The organism is Alicyclobacillus tolerans, assembly GCF_900142255.1.
GTDB classification, from domain to species: Bacteria; Bacillota; Bacilli; order Alicyclobacillales; family Alicyclobacillaceae; genus Alicyclobacillus_I; species Alicyclobacillus_I tolerans.
The window spans coordinates 80,790-98,208 of the sequence record NZ_FRAF01000010.1; the positions used below are offsets into that span (position 1 = coordinate 80,790).

The following is a 17,419-nucleotide window of genomic DNA, read 5'->3' on the forward strand; positions in this document are numbered from 1 at the left end:
GATTATTTGTAAAAAAATTGATATTTGCATTGTGTTTTGCGCAGAGAAAAACGATAATGAAGGGGTATAGGAAGCCTTGTAAAAAACGCTATAGGGGAGCGTTTCCATTGCCTTTCGTTTTTCATATTCCGGGGTGCGATGTGACTGAGACACTAAACGAGTCTTCGCATACTCTTGTCCTACGAGCTATAGAGTCGAGTACTTCGCGCCCAGTCATTCTAAAAATGCCAGCTACTCGTTATCCTCAACCTTCAGAAATTGCTAAGTATTCTCATGAATACGAAATACTTCAAGAATTGAATGGCGAAGGTGCCATTCGGGTATATCGTCTATTGCAAGTGGAACATGTGCCTGTTTTGATTCTCGAAGATAGCGGAACAGAATCGTTGTCTGGCTATTTGCGCAAGCATAAGCTCAGTATTGCTGAGAAACTAGAACTTGCTATTTCTCTTTGCGAATGTTTGGAGCGTATCCATACCAAACGAATTACCCACCGTGATTTAAATCCTGCGAATATATTGGTGCAATCCGATCACAAATCTGTCAAAATCATCGATTTTGGTGAGTCCACAAGATTTTTGCGAGAACAAGTGGAGGCAGTACGCAGCGATGCCTTGACGGGTACACTACCCTATATGTCACCTGAGCAAACAGGACGAATGAACCGAAGTGTTGATTATCGGACAGATATTTATTCTCTTGGGGTCACTCTGTACGAAATGTTTACAGAACATCCTCCATTTGATTTTTCTGACGCGCTTGAGATGATTCACGCGCATCTAGCACGTGAACCAAAGTCACCCGATATAGTGGATAAAACCATACCCCGTGTGCTTTCGAGCATTATTCTCAAATGTCTCTCTAAAAATCCGGAAGATCGTTATCAAAGTGCCTACGGTGTTCGGGCGGATTTGCAAATCTGCTTAGAGCACTGGAAGGATAAAGGTAATATTCCTCACTTTCCTATAGGTCTTCAAGATGCCGTCATGGGTTTTCATCCATCCAGAAAATTATATGAGCGTGACGATGTCTGGCAACAGGTTGTTCAAGCGCACGAACGGGCAGCCGCAGGAGGAGTGGAATTTTTTATCATTCGCGGTGAAGAAGGCATGGGCAAATCTATGCTTTTATCTGAGTTTTCAAATCAGTTGCGTGAAATGTCTTCTTATGTGGTTGGAGGAACCTTTCACAAGGATGATCAAAATATTCCTTATTCTGCTATTTTACAAAGCTGTGGACAATTGTTTGAGGGGCTTCTCGAATTGCCTGACGATGTTGTAAATGTATGGAAAGATCGTTTGGTTTCCATACTGAAGGACGATGTCCCTTATGTTCAGGGCTTGATTCCTTTCGCCAAACAGGTGTTTGGGGGGCAAGGAGTAATCCCATCTTTGAATGAAGCTGCTTATGCGGTTCTAATGGAGCGCATCCTAAAAAATTTATTTCGTGCTTTTGCCAATAGTCAAGAGGCGATTGTGGTTTATCTGGACGATTGTCAATGGGCGGATTCCTACACGCGCAAGTTTTTGAGTTCCATGGCAAGCGACGTGGAGTTTCACCATATGTTGTTTCTGATGACATATCGAACAGAGGACGTAATAGAGGAGTCGCTTTTCGCACGTGGCAGAGGTTCTTTTTTCGTGTCTTACTGCAAACTTCGTCCACTCAGCGTGAAGGCGGTAGCTGAACTTTTGGCGGATACTTTGTTGACGAATGAAGAACGCGTTCTTCCCCTAGCCAAGATTATGGTAGAAAAGACATCGGGAAATGCGTTCTTTGTGCATCAATTGTTAGATTCTATTTACCGTTCTTCTTTTTTATGGTATGACAACCATGAAAAAGTATGGAGATGGGATATAGAAGGCGTAAGACGTATTCATTGTACCGACAATGTCGTTGATTTTCTGTCGCAAAGTTTGTCGGAGTTGCCTGAAGAAGAACGAGTATGGCTAGGTCAAACCGCCTGTTTTGGAGCAAAATTTGAAATACACGACTGCGCATTCATCGCTGGAGTTCCTTTAGAAAAGGCGTATGAACGTATGCTGGAGTGTTTGGAGTACGGGTTTATTGAACCCGTTCGCACAGCAAATTCCTCAGAACAAATTTTCCTGACGAAACTGGAAGATACCACCTGGGATAAAACTCTAATCCTGCAATTTGCCCATGCGCGTATTCAAGAAGCTGTCTATTCCTTGCTCGATCCCGTTGTTAAGGCACATACGCATTTTAAGATTGCTCAATATTATTTGCGAAAGTTGTCATCTGAAGAGCTGGTGCAGCGAGTATTTGAATTGGCCGCTCATTTTAATGCTGCGATAGACGTTATTCAGGCACGTGAAATACGCCAACAAGCTGCAGAAATCAATTTGCTGGCCGGAAGGGAAGCCAATCGGTTGGCATTGTTTGACGAGGCTAATCGCTTCTTTACTGCAGGAGCAGCATTTCTTGATGAACTCGATTGGAAAGAACGATATGGTCTCACGAGTCAATTGTATATTGAGCGAATGAAACACGAATTTCTCTGTAATCATTACGACCATACGCTTACGATGGCCGAAGAGGTGTTAGCTCACGCACAGACGCCACTCGATAAGCTGGAAGCTCATATGTGTAAGTTGAATGTGTTTACCATGCGTTATGAGTATGCTTCCATGATGGACACAGCGAGATCGGCCGTACAATTATATGGTATCAAACTGCCAAAGCGTATGAGTCGCAGAGTAGCGCTCGAACAATATCGCACATTTAAGCAATTGGTGGCTGTTGGTGAAGAACGAATGCTGACTTCATCACCTAAAGCCGATAAAGCCTTGCAAATCGTTCTCCGTATTGTACAGGTGACTTCCAATTCTGTGACAAGCCAACCAGAGTGGATATCCTATCTTTGGTTGAAAGTGGCTGAACTTTCCATTAAATATGGTTTTTGCCCGGATTCGGCCATAGGTTTTCTAGCTCCAGTTCATCTCAGACAATTTTGGCGAAAAGAAGATATTGAAGACGCTTATCGCTGGGGGAATTTTGCCAGAGAAGTGGTGGAACGTTTTCGAGATGGTGCTGAGGGCCAATATATGCGCGCCAAAATGAATGTTTCCGTGACGTTTGCCACGACGCTTAATCACTGGCGCAACCATTTAATGTCCACGGTAGACGCTTTAGATGAATACTTTGAAGGCATTAAATCGATTGGGGCAGAAAGTTTTGCGGTTTTGCATAGTGGATGTAAGATGCTCGTGCTTTTCTCCTGTGCGGAAACACTCGATACTTTGACTCGTGAACTTCAGAAGCAGCGAACGGTTGCTGAATCTTTTTCGTTACCGTTTCCTATCCAAGTCTGTCGCATGTTAGAAATCGTTGCTGAAGAACTTCAAAATCCAGATTGGACAAAGAATCGGCAATGGATAGAGGTAGAACAATTTGCAGGTTTTGCATCTGATGTGAAATTGACTGAAAGTTTTTTGCAATGCGTTCGTGCCTATCTTTTTAATCGTTCACATGAAGCCGTTGCAGCTGGGGAAGAAGGGTATCAATTATTCAAGTCCAGTCTTGACTGTTCTACTTTTCTGGTACCAGAGCACGCGTTTTATTATGGGCTGATTTTAGCGGCTGCACCGGATACTCAGGTAGTTCCTGCAATGAATAGATTGCGGAGAATTGTAAAATTGTTTCAAATATGGTCTGAGCTTTGTCCCCAGAACTATGAACACAAATATTTATTGCTTAAAGCTGAATCAGCCCGATTATCTGGGTTATGGCATCGTGCAGTTGACCTTTACGAGGCTGCCATTCAAACCGCTAAACGAGATGGCTATTTGCAAAATGAGGCAATTGCCAATGAATGTGCAGCCAAACTATTTCTTGCCCGGAAACAGCCTAAAATTGCTCAAGTCTATCTGGCAGAGGCTCGCTACCTTTACAGCCGATGGGGAGCACACGGAAAAGTTCAACAATTGGAAGATACTTATGGGTATCTGTTGAACCTTGGCGAGAGTGGTGACAAATTCCCTGGACTCATTTCCAGTGCGATTTCATCTAGTACCAAAGAACCGAAACGCAGGCAACTTGATATAGCAACGATTCTCAAAGTGTCGCAAGCAATTTCAAGTGAAATTCGCCTCGATCAATTGTTGTCTACCTTGCTGTTGTTTGCCATCGAGAGCGCAGGTGCGGAGAGCGGGTATTGGATTCTCAAACAGGATGAAGAGTGGGTCATAGCCGCTTCAGCGACCGCAGATGGAACAGCGGATATACAGAAGACAGTTCTGGTCCACATGTCTGATGATGTGTCATTCGGAGTGGTTCAGTATGCCTTGCGCACTCAGGAATTAGTTATTCTCCATCATGCCAGCAGGGAAGGTCGGTTTGTGCGCGATCCACATATACGTAAGAAACGTGCCAAATCGATTCTTTGTTTGCCCGTTCTGAAGCAAGGGAAGATTGTTGCTATTCTATATTTGGAAAATAGTTTGGCCACACATGTATTTACATCAGATCGTATTGAACTGTTGATATTGCTTTCTGGACAGATGGCAATCTCTATGGAAAATGCCATGATGTATGAAAGCTTGGATCGTTTGGTGATTGAGCGGACCAACGAACTGAAACGAACCCAACAACAGATGATTGAGTCGGAAAAAATGGCCTCACTGGGTCAACTTACGGCAGGTGTGGCCCATGAAATTAATAATCCTATCAATTTTGTTGTGTCCAGCACGGCTCCGCTTCGCCGCGATATCGAAGATCTCATTGAACTCTTAAAATCGTACAGAGAAGCCATTAGAGAGCAAGGTCTTGTAGATAAATTCCAAGCTATCATGAACAAGGAAGAACAGATCGATCTCGATTACACGGTAGAGGAAGTCTTGCAGCTTGTTTCTGGTATTGAAGAGGGTGGTAGTCGGACAGCGGAAATTGTGAAAGGCTTGCGAGCCTTCTCTCGTCTGGATGAGGATGATGTAAAACTGGCCAGCGTCACTGAAGGTATTGATTCGACACTTACATTGCTTCATCGTAGCTATGAACGTCGAATTCGGATTGTTCGAGACTATGAAGAGGTTCCAGAGATTGAATGTTATCCGGGTAAGTTGAATCAGGTCTATATGAATCTCTTGTCGAATGCCATTCAGGCTATTCCCGATCAAGGTGAAATACGTATTTCTGTTCGTCACATCGAAGAATTTGTACAGATTCGCATTTCCGATACGGGAGTCGGCATATCTAAAGAAGTGATGCGACGTATTTTCGAACCGTTTTTTACTACAAAGGAAGTTGGTCTCGGAACAGGGCTTGGATTGTCTATTAGCTACGGCATCATAGAACTTCATCACGGTCGGATTGAAGTCGATAGTCGTTTAGGGCAAGGTACAACCTTTACGATCACGCTTCCTATACGCCAAACAGGAAACGTTTTGCAATAAGAACATGTGTCAATATAGATACAACGGAATGGTAAGTGGGGTAGAAAAATGATGAAGAAAAGCGATTTACCGATTTCCATATTGTATTTAGATGATGAAGAGCATAATTTAATATCCTTCCGAGCTGCGTTTCGTAAACATTTTGAAATTTATACAACGACTTCTGCTCGAGAAGCAGTGGATTTACTTCGCACCCATCAGATTCCCATTGTGATTACGGATCAGCGAATGCCGGAAATGATGGGTGTGCAATTTTTAGAGGCTATTATACCGGAGTTTCCTGATACCATACGCATGATTCTTACAGGTTTTAGTGATGTCGAGGCGATTATAAAAGCCATTAATACGGGACGAGTCTATCGATATATTACGAAACCATGGGTGGAAAGCGAACTTTTAATGACATTGCAAGGGGCAGCAGAGATGGTTCGCCTCCAACATCAAAACAAGCGGTTAATCGAAGAATTGCAGCAGCGTGTTCAAGATCAGGAAAGAGTGATGAAACTCTTTCAAAAATATGTACCTGAGCATGTGGTGACTGAGGTTCTGGGTCAAGACGAGGACAGTTCCATACTTAAAGGTGAACTGCGCATTGTTTCTGTTCTCCTCTGTGACATCCGTGACTTTACAGCCCGTGCTGCAGAGCTTGAGCCACGTAAAGTAGTGGCGTTTTTAAACGACTATTTCTCGCTGATGACGGATTGTGTAAAAGCTCACAACGGAACAGTCAATAAGTTTATTGGTGATGGCATATTAGCTATTTTTGGTGCCCCTGTATCTTATTTGCATAATCAAGAGAATGCAGTACTTTGTGCACTCGATATGGTAGAGAAGATTCATCAGTTCAATGAACGCCACCGTATGGAATTAGGCGGCAATTTAAAAATAGGAATAGGTATCAATACAGGAGAAGTTGTCGTTGGCAATATTGGCACGGAAGAACGTGTCGAATACACAGTTATTGGTGATACAGTCAATATGGCTTCTCGGATTGAACGTTTGACCAAAGGTCATGACAACGCGGTGTTTATCAGTTCAAGCACTTATCAGAGAGTAAGTGATATCGTGCAGGCGCGTGTCTGTGGTCCGTTTTCTGTTCCGGGTAAAGAAGAAGCCATAGAACTTTACGAGGTAATGGGACGCAAGCAAACATAAGTCCTTCATAGATATTTTGGCGCCTACCTTATTCGACCCAACGAACAGTCGCATTCATGATAGCCCCTCCGTGATTAGGGAGGGGCCATTGTTTATTTCTTAGTTCATTGAACCCATATGGCTCATTGGGTTTGAAGAACTGGAACTTGTTCCTGTACTGGATGTTGAGCTTGTAGAAGCTGCGCTCGATCCGTTGGATGATTGTCCGCTCGGCACAGATGGTATAGAACCAGCATGGGCGCTCGGTGTGAAATCCAGTGTTCCTCCAATGAACGTTGGATTCATTCCCATGGCCTTCATGACATTCAAGAGGTCATCTACTTGGATATACATTGTTCCTTGTCCGTAATTTTTCCATACTTTCCCTTCCATACTAGACATCATATGGTTGTTCACATAGAGGTGAACATTACCATTGCCGCTTGCTTGGCTGACAGAATTTGAACCGAATGCAGTATCAGAAGTAATGTTCCAGTTGGAACCGTTCCAAGAAGTTTGAATTCCTGCTGATTTTAGTAACTGCATTAAGTACCAGATGGGAACATAAGTGCTGCCATCAATGGTTTTTGAAGGCATGTTTTCCACACTGTTGTTCCAAGCGGCCGTGACCACATTCGGCTGAGAAGTCACGTTTACAGTTCCCAACATGCCCATGACGTCATGCAAAAGGCATCGGTAAGCAAAACTTCCAGACTTAATAAATGTTAATTCATAGGTAGCGCCTGGTACCAGAAAGCCGGAGTTAAAATATCCAGTACCCGCATAAATATGTCCGCCATACGGAGGTGGCATGAGACTTTCATTAGGAATGTCAGACCAGCCTTTAGGCAAAAAAGTTACCGTGTGTACTTCATTGACGCCTGTTTGTGTCCAGATGACCGTATCCCCAGTATGGATGTTCAAAGTATCTGGCAGGAAACGTTCATATGCCCAAGACGGATGATTGATTAGTCCTGTGGCCACCACTTGTTTGCTGGAGTTATATATATCAAGATTCCAAACGCCTTGAGGAAGCCCAGATGCTTCTACCGATCCCGTTACAGTTCCTGTACCGTCACTGTTCACAATCACAGTGGCAAATTTTGAATGAGGCACCATCACGCCACTACCGCTTTTTCCTTCACAAAGCATGGCGGTATACGTATGGCCAGGTTTCAATCCTGCCAACTTCACGGAAATCCCATACGTAATATACGAATTGGATTGAGAAGGTGGCTGTGCAAAAGCAATCAATGCTGAACCTTTGACACCACTGTTGTTTACAGTAGAGAGATTCATAGCATAGGATTGAGATTCTTTAGCGTCGGTCTGCGCAAAATAGGTGGTCGTGCCATTGGCATTCTTTTGAGTCTTCAACTTGAAGTCAGCAATGGATTGATTGGCCGAATTAAAATCAGCTTGCTCCTCTGCTTGTGCTTGCGCATTGTATTGCGCTTGTGTCAATGGATACGGTGTTCCTGCTGGATTGACAATGACGACGCCCATCATGCCAGGATGGAGTAAGCAGTAATACGGATAAACACCTGGTTTGGTAAAGGTCAGAGTATAGGGTTTTCCCATTAGCAATCCAGATGATGTGAAAGTAGAGCCGTTATACGTACTGCCTCCAGCAGGAAGTTGAGCCTGAGGCGATAACGCTGAAGGAAGTGTTCCATTTATTCCAGGGAAAGAAACCGTATGTCCAACACCCTCAAAAGTAATGCTGTCACCAGCATCAATGGTAATGACGTTAGGGAAGAATGACATGGCCATAACACCGCTTTTGGTCATGGGTCCCGCATTGACTGTCCAATGTGTTGCCGTGGATGCAGTGGATGAAGTAGAACTGCTTACCGTACTACCGGTATCAGCAAATACTGGCGATGAGACAGTCGCCAGCAAAGCAAGTGTTGCAACTCCGGCAGCCCCAGCCTGAAGCCATTTGATGTTCCTCATGTTTCTATATACCTCCTCAGTAAAGTAACTAGAGAGTTCAAATTTCTCGGCAATCCTGCCAGTGAAATCTAACCACTGCTCACTATACCGAGGAGTCGTGTTCCATGCGTTCCATATTATGTACCGATTGTGTCATCCTTGAACGCTGAGTTGATGTAACAGGGATACTCTAAAATATAGAGTATCCAAACTTGACGAATATACCCTACAGGGGTAATGTAAAAGAGAGGTGAGGAGTAATGAGTCATTCTTATGAAAAAGATAAAGATAATCTGTTAGCACGATTGAGACGTATTGAAGGACAAGTGCGCGGTGTTCAAAAAATGATTGAAGATAATCGATATTGTATAGATTTGCTCAATCAGTTAGCTGCCATTAAGAGTGCAACCCATCAAGTGGCGCTTGCCATATTGGAAGCACACACGCGAGGATGTGTTGCAGACGCTCTGCATGAGCGCACATCAGAAAAAGAAAAGATTGATGAATTAATGCAAGTGATCCGGCAGTTTTCCAAGTAACAGGAGGGAGTCTGTTTGAACTATGCAACAACAAATCCGCAAAGAGAAAGTTTTAACCAGAAAATCAGAGTTTAAAATTGAAGGTATGACCTGCGCTGCTTGTGCAGCCAGAATTGAAAAAGTCTTAGGTCGGGCCAATGGCGTTACCCAGGTCAGTGTCAATTTGGCTTCAGAAAAAGGAAAGGTAGAATATCTTTCTCACCTGATAGATGAAAAGGAAATTTTGTCCAAGATTGAGAAAGCAGGTTACACAGCGATTCCCATTCAAGAACTCAATGATGCAGAAGAACGAAAACAGAAAAGTTTAGCCTATCGTCGAGACCAGAGAATACTTGGGTTATCTGTTATTTTGACATTGCCGCTGGTTGTGCAGATGTTTGTCATGTTGTTGGGCAAATCGCCATTTATGTCGAATTGGGTGAGTTTTGCGCTGGCAACTCCAGTTCAGTTTTATGTAGGTTGGAGATTTTACAAAGGAGCTTACCATGCTCTTCGCGGCGGAGCCGCCAACATGGATGTGCTGGTTGCTCTGGGAACGACAACAGCATACGTATACAGCGCAATCAGAACCATTTTAGGATATCCAGTGACCTATTTTGATAGTTCTGCCACGGTCATTACGCTGATTTTTATGGGCAAATGGCTGGAAACCAGAGCGAAACAGGAATCTAGTTCTGCCATTGAACAATTGGCCGATTTGGCTGCTAAACATGCACATGTAGTGAAGGATGGCAATGTGAGAGATGTTGCCGTCGAAGAGTTACAGTTGGGCGATCTCGTTCGTGTCTATCCTGGAGAAAAAGTTCCAGCTGATGGGATACTTGTAGAAGGAACTGCTCATATTGACGAATCCTTTCTTACAGGTGAGTCAGTTCCAGTTGCGAAGCAGGCTGGCGATGAGGTGTTGGCTGCAACAATGAATCAAATGGACTCCTTTGTAATGAAAGTAACCAGAATCGGTGAGCATACAGTTTTTTCTCAAGTCATTCGTCTAGTTGAAGAGGCTCAAGGTTCGAAAGCCCCTGTGCAACGTCTGGCTGATAAGATATCAGGAGTTTTTGTTCCCACTGTACTAGGTATCGCTATTTTGACTTTTTTTCTTTGGGGTATTTTTGGTACCTGGAGTCACGCGTTGATTGCAGCTGTGGCAGTATTGGTCATTGCCTGCCCATGTTCTCTAGGCTTGGCAACACCAACTGCCATCATGGTTGGTACGGGATTGGGGGCAGCGCATGGTGTTCTCATTAAAGGTGGTGAGCATTTGGAAAAGGCTCATCAAGTCAACACCGTAGTCTTCGACAAAACAGGGACCTTAACTTTAGGTAAACCAACCCTTACAGACATCATGACCCTGTCTCAATCGGATACATCTCACCTGTTGAGTATTGTAGCTGCAGTTGAGTCGCAAAGTGATCATCCACTAGCCCAGGCTGTAGTTCAATATGCAAAGGATCAAGGAATAGATTTTGGCCATGCAGAGAAAGCAAAAATCATTCCTGGAAGAGGAATCGCTGGCGAATGGAATGGAGTTTCCATTCTGATTGGCAATGCTCAATTAATGGAAGACGAACAGGTTCAAGGGTTTCAGATCCATCCAATTTTACAGCTTGAAAAAGAAGCAAAAACTGTTATTTGTGTGTCAGTCAATGGACATTTTCAGGGATTCATTGGAATTGCAGATACGCTGAAACCAGAAGCGAAATCTACTATTGAAGCACTTCAAAAATTGGGCATTGATGTCTGGATGTTAACGGGAGACAATGAGCAAACAGCCAACGCTGTAGCACGGCAATTAGGTATTCAGCAGGTTATGGCTGGAATACTGCCGGGAGAAAAAGCACAAAAAGTGTTGGAATTAAAAGAGCAGGGACGAGTTGTGGCTATGGTTGGTGATGGCATCAATGATTCTCCCGCACTAGCGGCGGCGGATATTGGTATGGCTATGGGTAACGGAGCAGACGTGGCGCTTGAAACTGCAGATATTGCCTTGATGACCTCCAATTTGGAAGCTGTTGTATTAGCAATACAATTATCACGTCTGACCATGCGTAAAATTCGGCAGAACTTGTTCTGGGCTTTCTTCTATAACATGTTGGGGGTTCCCCTTGCTGCATTAGGAATTCTTAGTCCAATCATTGCTGGTGCGGCAATGGCGCTCAGTTCTGTCAGTGTTGTGACCAACAGTTTGCTGCTGCGTCGTGCTAAACTATAAAAAACGAAATTTAATGCAAATCATCATGAGGAGTTGATATCATATGGCGACAGCTATGATTTCGGTGATAGGTATGACTTGCGGAGGATGCGTGAATGCCGTTACAAAAGCGCTGAAAAGTGTTGACGGCGTACTGGATGTACAAGTTGAATTGGAAGCCGGTCAAGCGACTGTACAATTTGATGAAAGTAAAACGGATATATCCATGTTGAAAGAAGTCATTGAAGAAGCTGGCTACGATACTAACTGATGGTTGATAGGAAGGGATACACCTATGTATCTAAACAACGGCAGTGTTGTGCGAGCCATGACGATTGCAGGTTCAGACAGTGGCGGCGGAGCGGGAATTCAAGCTGATTTAAAGACGTTTGCTGCATTTGATGTCTATGGTTCCTCTTGCATTACGGCTTTGACGGCTCAAAATACATTAGACGTCCTGGGCATCATGGAAATGACACCGGAATTTGTTCAACTACAGTTGCAATCTATACTGGACGATATTGGAACACATGCGTTAAAAACAGGAATGCTGAGCAATGAGAACATCATTCATGTTGTTGCGCAAACTTTGCAACAGTACAAAATAACCAATATTGTTGTTGATCCAGTGATGATTTCTAAAAGTGGAAAGTCTTTGTTATCCTATTCTGCCATCCAAGCCATGAAAGAGCAATTGCTGCCTTTGGCTGATATTTTGACGCCAAACTTGCCTGAAGCTGAGACGTTATGTGGTTATCCCATTACAACGTTCGAACAATGCCTCCAAGCTGCTCAAGATTTGGCTAGCCTGGGTCCTCGAATCGTGATCATCAAAGGCGGCCATGCAAATGAAGGGGACGGGCCATCTTCGCATGTGGTTGATCTCGTTTTTGATGGTGAAAATTTTACAAGTTTTCATTCTCCTCGTATTCCTAGTCACAAAACCCACGGAACGGGCTGCACGTTTTCTGCTGCAATAACTGCAGGCTTGGCGAGAGGAATGAATTTCCTGAATGCTATCGCATCTGCCAAGTCGTTTGTCCAAGATGCTATCGAAGCTGCGACGGATTGGGATGTGGGGAATGGCTACGGTCCGACCAATCATTCTGTAGCGATTCGTATAGCGGAAGGCGTAGTGGCAGGTTACTCGTATATCAGAAAAGATGGCGGATGGATGCGCTGTGAGGAGATTTCAGTATGAAGCTAGCTCAGATGACGAAAGAAGAGTTGCGCCGTCGTTTGCGACTCTATGTGGTCACCGATGAAAGAAAAGATACGCAGAGCTTGCTCGATACGACTGCAGCTGCGATACAAGGTGGTGCTACCGCCATCCAACTACGCCGCAAGGCAGATTTAGGACGTCATTTTGTCGATCTCGCCTATGCTATAAGGCGAATGACCAGAGAGGCGGATGTGCTTTTTTTTGTCAATGATCGTGTAGATATTGCGCTTCTGTGCGACGCTGATGGGATTCACGTGGGACAGGATGATTTATCGTGTATGGAAGTAAAAAAATTATTTCCAGATGCATTGGTTGGGGTTTCAGCAGCTGGAGTAGAAGAAGCCTTAGCAGCTGAACAGCAAGGGGCGGATTACTTGGGAGTGGGGGCGGTCTATCCTACGAATTCTAAACCAGATGCGGATTTTACGGGACTTGAGGGACTTTCCCTCGTTACACAGTCTGTGTCGCTTCCAGTTGTAGCCATAGGCGGTATCAACGTTGAAAGAGCGAGTTCTGTATTAAAGGCGGGAGCCGATGGTATAGCCGTTGTTTCGGCAGTGATGTCTGCAGATGATCCCAGAATGGCGTCTATGGAACTTATTCATCGAATGGAAATAAGTGGAGGTTAAAAGAGGGCAATGAATCTTTTGGACGGTCGTCGTATAGTCGTTACAGGTGCTTCCAGTGGACTTGGGCTGGCCATGGCAGAGGCGTTGTTGAAAGCTGGGGCATCGGTTGCAATGACAGCTCGTGCAACAGATCGGTTGGACAGTGAAGTAAAACGTTTGACACATGCTGGTTATGATGCATATTCTTTGCCCATGGATGTTCGCTCTGAACAATCTATCAGCGATGCCGTAAGCTGGGTAGTTCAAACATGGGGAAAAATCGATGTTCTTGTGAACAATGCAGGAATTGGCATGCGAACAGTCAATTCTCGATTCATGTTGGAACCACAGCCTTTTTTTGAAGTGACTCCGCAAGGATTTCGAGATGTCATTGATACGAATCTTACAGGATATTTTCTTGTTTCTCGTGGATTCGCTCCTTTGTTGGTTAGACAGGGGTACGGAAAAGTCATTAACATTTCCATGAATCATTCAACAATGCGCCGACGTGGTTTTATTCCCTATGGACCTTCAAGAGCTGGTGCAGAATCACTCAGCTATATCATGGCAGAAGATCTGCTGCCCTACGGTATCACCGTCAATATGTTATTGCCGGGCGGTGCAACGGAAACAGGCATGATCCCAGATGAGATGAAAAAACAATTGAAAGTACCGCTGTTACATCCGAATATTATGGCTGATCCGATTGTTTTTCTTGCCTCAGATCAATCGGACGGAATCACTGGTGAACGCATGATAGCCACAGAATTTGCAAACTGGTACAAAGAACGTTTCGGTAATTCATAAGATTTTAGAAGATAGGTTTATTTTGTATGAACGACGATATTCAAAGCATAAACGGGATTGCCAACATACTTTCATGAATACATTTTGTTTCCTTTTTGCCAAACTATAGTCGTTTTGAGCGTACTATCAGATAGTATCAGTTGCTTGAATCATATGATTGAAAGTCCGTGTTTGGATAATAACATTATCGCTCCTTTCGACTTTACGCCTGTTTAGACGATCCTGAACACAACTTTGTGTCAAATACCTTCTTCTTATCCATTGTTAAGTTCGCGAAGAAAACCTGTGAAGAGTTCCAGTAGTGTCCGTCCAATCTTTGGGGGAATTGGGGATGCCGATTGACAGGACAACTAATGAACTCCTATTCTTTGTACTAAGACCATAAGGATAACGGGGCGGTCATCTGTGGTGAGTAAAGAATTGAAATTGTTTATTAAGTTTCCTGATATTTTTGTCATGTTATGTCTTACAATCACAGGCTGCATAGTCTCTATTTTACATTGGCAAGGTTGGCTGACCCTCATTTTTATTGTGGCTGGTATGGTGGCATACGCATTAGCGGAGTACACGACACATCGTTTCTTGTTTCATATGAAACCTCCGAAAAATCGAATATTGCTCAAATTTTTAAAGCGAATCCATTATGATCATCATGCGAATCCTGGAGATTTACACTTATTATTTTTACCTTTATGGTACAGTTTACCTAATATTGCTGTTGCATCTTCAATTCTTATGATTATCAGTCATCGCTGGCAAGAAGCGATTTTTTTTGCTACTGGTGTTGGTATTTTTCTTCTCTATTATGAATGGAGACATTTTGTTGCGCATCGCCCCTTGGTTCCTAAAACGAAATGGGGCAAAAAACTAAAAAAATCGCATTTGTGGCATCATTATAAAAATGAGAACTATTGGTACGGAGTAACTCATACAGTGCTGGATTATGTCTTTCAAACTTATCCAGATGAAAAATTGGTAGAAAAAAGTCAAACAGCTAGGGATTTGGAGCATCGGATCAAAGAACAAGTGACAGAAAGTCACTTCTGAGATAAGATATCTGTAAATTCTATCTATTATCATAGAAAAGATGGATAAAAACAGGTAACGGTTCTAACTCCAATATACTCTGTTTCTATTTTATCAAGAGGAGAATGAATATATTGTCTAACCTTTCTGCCTCTGCCATTGATGACCGAGTTTCCGAATATGCATGGCAACCCAAAACGGAAGATGATCTTGAATCGATTTATCAAAGAGCTAGAAAACAGTTTTCTGTATGGAAAAATTATAGCGTTCAAGAGCGAATAGTCTGGTTGCGAAAACTTCGTTACCATATTGCCGAGAATCGTGATCGGATTGCAAATGTGATTCATCAAGCAACGGGAAAACCCTTCTTGGAGGCGCTGTCAAGTGAAGTCATGATGGTTCTTGAATCGCTGCGTTTTTTGGAAAAACACGCTGAAAAATTGCTTCGTCCACAAAAAAGAAAAACTCCCATGATATTATTTGGGAAAAAATCGTATCTTCAATTTCAGCCGAGAGGGATTGTTTTGGTCATCTCTCCATGGAACTTCCCCTTTCAACTAGCTATGGTGCCTGTCATTGAAGCTCTGGCAGCAGGGAATTGTGTTCTGCTTAAACCGTCAGAGTGGACGCCAAGTGTTACAGAGTTGATGCAATCTTTATTTCATGAAGTCGGTTTTCCCGAAGGTGTTGTTCAAGTTATTTTGGGAGATGGCAAAACAGGAAGAGAGTTAATTCAAAAACATCCTGATTTTATCCATTTTACGGGTTCTGTAGCGACTGGCCGAAGAATTCAATCCTTAGCTGCTGAACAACTCATACCGACCACATTGGAGCTTGGCGGTAAAGATCCCATGATTGTTTTTGCGGATGCTCATTTAGAAAGAGCGGTACGTGGTGCTCTGTGGGGGGCATTTTGCAATAGTGGACAAGTATGTTTATCTATAGAAAGATTATATGTAGAAAGAAGTATTTTACCTGTTTTTCAAGAACTTTTAATCCAATCATTAGCTCAGTTATGTCAGGGTGAAGATATAGATGCTGATCTCGGTAGCATGACAACAATGGCACAAATCGAGAAGGTTAAATCCCAAGTGTTGGAGGCTCTCCAGCAGGGGGCTACATTATTGGCGGGAGAGCATCCAGATCATTGGCTGGAGAATTCAAGGAAATTAGCTCCCATGCTGATAACGAATGTTCCCAATCATGTTTCTCTGTTAAATGAAGAAACTTTCGGTCCCATACTTCCTATTTTACCGTTTGATCAAGAGGACGAGGTCATTGAACTAGCCAATCAGAGTCGATTAGGATTAGGTGCAAGTGTTTGGACAGCTGATTTGCAAAGAGCCAAAAGGGTCGCGGCTCAATTGGTAACAGGAAACGTATGTCTTAACGATGTGATTATCAGCATTGCTAATCCCTATCTTCCTTATGGGGGAACCAAAGAAGGTGGGATCGGGAAATATCATGGGGCGGAAGGTTTGTACGCTTTTTCTATTCAAACTTCTATATTGTTGTCTGAAGGAAAAAGTCCTTCGGAAATGCATTGGTTCCCTTATGCCGGAAAATCTCAATCACTCTCTCAACTTATTGCAAGTTGGTACGGAAAGCATAAAAACCCTTTTAAATTATTACAAGCGTATATGAAGTTACTGAACTTATCTCGCAAACGCAATTATAAATAGTTTCTTCTATATCGGTATAAAGATTTGGTGTAAAAAGGAAGTCAAATTTTTGGAAGATGAATTTGTGGTACAATCTATGTTAACTCGATATATTCTGGAGTTGTTCTGGAGGTGAATCTTTCATTCCCTTGTCCGGCTTAATCTCGTAACTGAATAAGGAGGAGAGTAATCCGTGCTAGGCTATATGGTACATGCTTTAGTCGGTATATTCGCAGTGATGAATCCAATTGGCAATGTCCCCATTTTTTTGTCCCTCACCGAAAATTATGATCTAAACAAACAAAGAAAAATTGCTCGAAAAGCTATTCTGATAGCTTTTTTAATTATTATGATATTTCTTGTCTTAGGACACTATATTTTTGAATTGTTTGGGATTACTGTCAATGCGTTTCGTGTTGTCGGTGGTATTTTAATTTTTGGTATAGCCTATAATCTTATTCAAGCTAAACCCTCACATGCACATACTCCCCACGCGGATGAACATGAAGACAGTGCAAATAAAGATGATATATCTGTCACCCCATTGGCTACCCCATTGATTGCTGGTCCTGGAACGATTGCTACTGTTATGGCATTAGCTGGTGGCGGAAAGTTGCTCATGAATTCGCTATCTGTATTTATTGCTGTTGTGATCGTACTTGTAGGTACCTATGTTATTCTCTACTATTCTGGTTTTATTGGAAAGCACTTAGGTAAGACGGAAATGAATGTTATTACTCGATTGATGGGTTTACTTTTGGCGATTATCGCGGTTCAAATGGCAGTGTCCGGTTTGGATAAATTGTTTCCAGGATGGCTACACACATAAAAAAATTTGTAAAAAATCCAATCATAAATATAAATGTGTTTAGGATGCAAATG

12 protein-coding genes are annotated in these 17,419 nt (G+C 43.0%); 11 read left to right on the forward strand and 1 reads right to left on the reverse strand.

The window, feature by feature from the left end:
- Window positions 1–107 precede the first annotated feature (107 nt).
- Both BUA75_RS07190 and BUA75_RS07195 read left to right on the forward strand, forming a co-directional pair.
- Window positions 108–5,414 carry a trifunctional serine/threonine-protein kinase/ATP-binding protein/sensor histidine kinase gene (locus tag BUA75_RS07190; protein ID WP_072873922.1) on the forward strand — a complete coding sequence of 1,769 codons (5,307 nt, stop codon included), beginning with the start codon at window positions 108–110 and terminating at the stop codon, window positions 5,412–5,414.
- A 51-nt stretch (window positions 5,415–5,465) separates the two neighbouring features.
- A complete protein-coding gene (locus BUA75_RS07195; protein WP_129583552.1) occupies window positions 5,466–6,569 on the forward strand; it encodes an adenylate/guanylate cyclase domain-containing protein in 1,104 nt (367 codons plus the stop codon).
- 99 nt (window positions 6,570–6,668) lie between these two features.
- Here the strand turns inward: BUA75_RS07195 and BUA75_RS07200 are convergent, their stop codons facing one another.
- Complete coding sequence (locus tag BUA75_RS07200; RefSeq protein ID WP_072873924.1) at window positions 6,669–8,504, reverse strand: cupredoxin domain-containing protein; 1,836 nt, start codon at window positions 8,502–8,504, stop codon at window positions 6,669–6,671.
- Between the two features lie 239 nt (window positions 8,505–8,743).
- Here BUA75_RS07200 and BUA75_RS07205 point away from each other — a divergent pair, with 239 nt between their 5' ends.
- The 9 genes from BUA75_RS07205 to BUA75_RS07245 all read left to right on the forward strand — a co-directional run bounded on the left by BUA75_RS07205 (window position 8,744) and on the right by BUA75_RS07245 (window position 17,366).
- Entirely contained in the window at window positions 8,744–9,022 is a 279-nt protein-coding gene (locus BUA75_RS07205; protein ID WP_072873925.1) for a metal-sensitive transcriptional regulator, read from the forward strand.
- 22 nt (window positions 9,023–9,044) lie between these two features.
- The gene (locus tag BUA75_RS07210; protein WP_072873926.1) at window positions 9,045–11,234 is read left to right on the forward strand and encodes a heavy metal translocating P-type ATPase; all 2,190 of its coding nucleotides are present in this window, start codon (window positions 9,045–9,047) and stop codon (window positions 11,232–11,234) included.
- Between the two features lie 43 nt (window positions 11,235–11,277).
- The gene (locus BUA75_RS07215) at window positions 11,278–11,484 is read left to right on the forward strand and encodes a heavy-metal-associated domain-containing protein (RefSeq protein WP_072873927.1); all 207 of its coding nucleotides are present in this window, start codon (window positions 11,278–11,280) and stop codon (window positions 11,482–11,484) included.
- 24 nt (window positions 11,485–11,508) lie between these two features.
- A complete protein-coding gene (gene thiD, locus BUA75_RS07220; protein WP_072873928.1) occupies window positions 11,509–12,414 on the forward strand; it encodes a bifunctional hydroxymethylpyrimidine kinase/phosphomethylpyrimidine kinase in 906 nt (301 codons plus the stop codon).
- Complete coding sequence (gene thiE, locus BUA75_RS07225) at window positions 12,411–13,064, forward strand: thiamine phosphate synthase (RefSeq protein ID WP_242650268.1); 654 nt, start codon at window positions 12,411–12,413, stop codon at window positions 13,062–13,064. The genes thiD and thiE overlap by 4 nt, the downstream gene beginning before the upstream one ends.
- Window positions 13,065–13,073: 9 nt before the next feature.
- Window positions 13,074–13,850 carry an SDR family NAD(P)-dependent oxidoreductase gene (locus BUA75_RS07230; RefSeq protein WP_072873929.1) on the forward strand — a complete coding sequence of 259 codons (777 nt, stop codon included), beginning with the start codon at window positions 13,074–13,076 and terminating at the stop codon, window positions 13,848–13,850.
- Between the two features lie 456 nt (window positions 13,851–14,306).
- Window positions 14,307–14,897: a sterol desaturase family protein gene (locus BUA75_RS07235; protein WP_072873957.1), complete on the forward strand. Its 591-nt coding sequence runs from the start codon at window positions 14,307–14,309 to the stop codon at window positions 14,895–14,897.
- A gap of 113 nt (window positions 14,898–15,010) precedes the next feature.
- Complete coding sequence (locus tag BUA75_RS07240; RefSeq protein ID WP_165611970.1) at window positions 15,011–16,558, forward strand: aldehyde dehydrogenase family protein; 1,548 nt, start codon at window positions 15,011–15,013, stop codon at window positions 16,556–16,558.
- Between the two features lie 172 nt (window positions 16,559–16,730).
- Window positions 16,731–17,366, forward strand: a complete 636-nt coding sequence (locus BUA75_RS07245) for a MarC family protein (RefSeq protein ID WP_072873931.1) — start codon at window positions 16,731–16,733, stop codon at window positions 17,364–17,366.
- Window positions 17,367–17,419 lie beyond the last annotated feature (53 nt).

Excerpts from the sequence above, each read along its gene's own strand:
- BUA75_RS07195 (WP_129583552.1), top strand. The coding sequence starts at position 5,466 with ATGAAGAAAAGCGATTTACCGATTTCCATATTGTATTTAGATGATGAA.
- BUA75_RS07200 (WP_072873924.1), bottom strand. The coding sequence starts at position 8,504 with ATGAGGAACATCAAATGGCTTCAGGCTGGGGCTGCCGGAGTTGCAACA.
- BUA75_RS07205 (WP_072873925.1), top strand. The coding sequence starts at position 8,744 with ATGAGTCATTCTTATGAAAAAGATAAAGATAATCTGTTAGCACGATTG.
- BUA75_RS07210 (WP_072873926.1), top strand. The coding sequence starts at position 9,045 with ATGCAACAACAAATCCGCAAAGAGAAAGTTTTAACCAGAAAATCAGAG.
- BUA75_RS07215 (WP_072873927.1), top strand. The coding sequence starts at position 11,278 with ATGGCGACAGCTATGATTTCGGTGATAGGTATGACTTGCGGAGGATGC.
- thiD (WP_072873928.1), top strand. The coding sequence starts at position 11,509 with ATGTATCTAAACAACGGCAGTGTTGTGCGAGCCATGACGATTGCAGGT.
- thiE (WP_242650268.1), top strand. The coding sequence starts at position 12,411 with ATGAAGCTAGCTCAGATGACGAAAGAAGAGTTGCGCCGTCGTTTGCGA.
- BUA75_RS07230 (WP_072873929.1), top strand. The coding sequence starts at position 13,074 with ATGAATCTTTTGGACGGTCGTCGTATAGTCGTTACAGGTGCTTCCAGT.
- BUA75_RS07235 (WP_072873957.1), top strand. The coding sequence starts at position 14,307 with ATGTTATGTCTTACAATCACAGGCTGCATAGTCTCTATTTTACATTGG.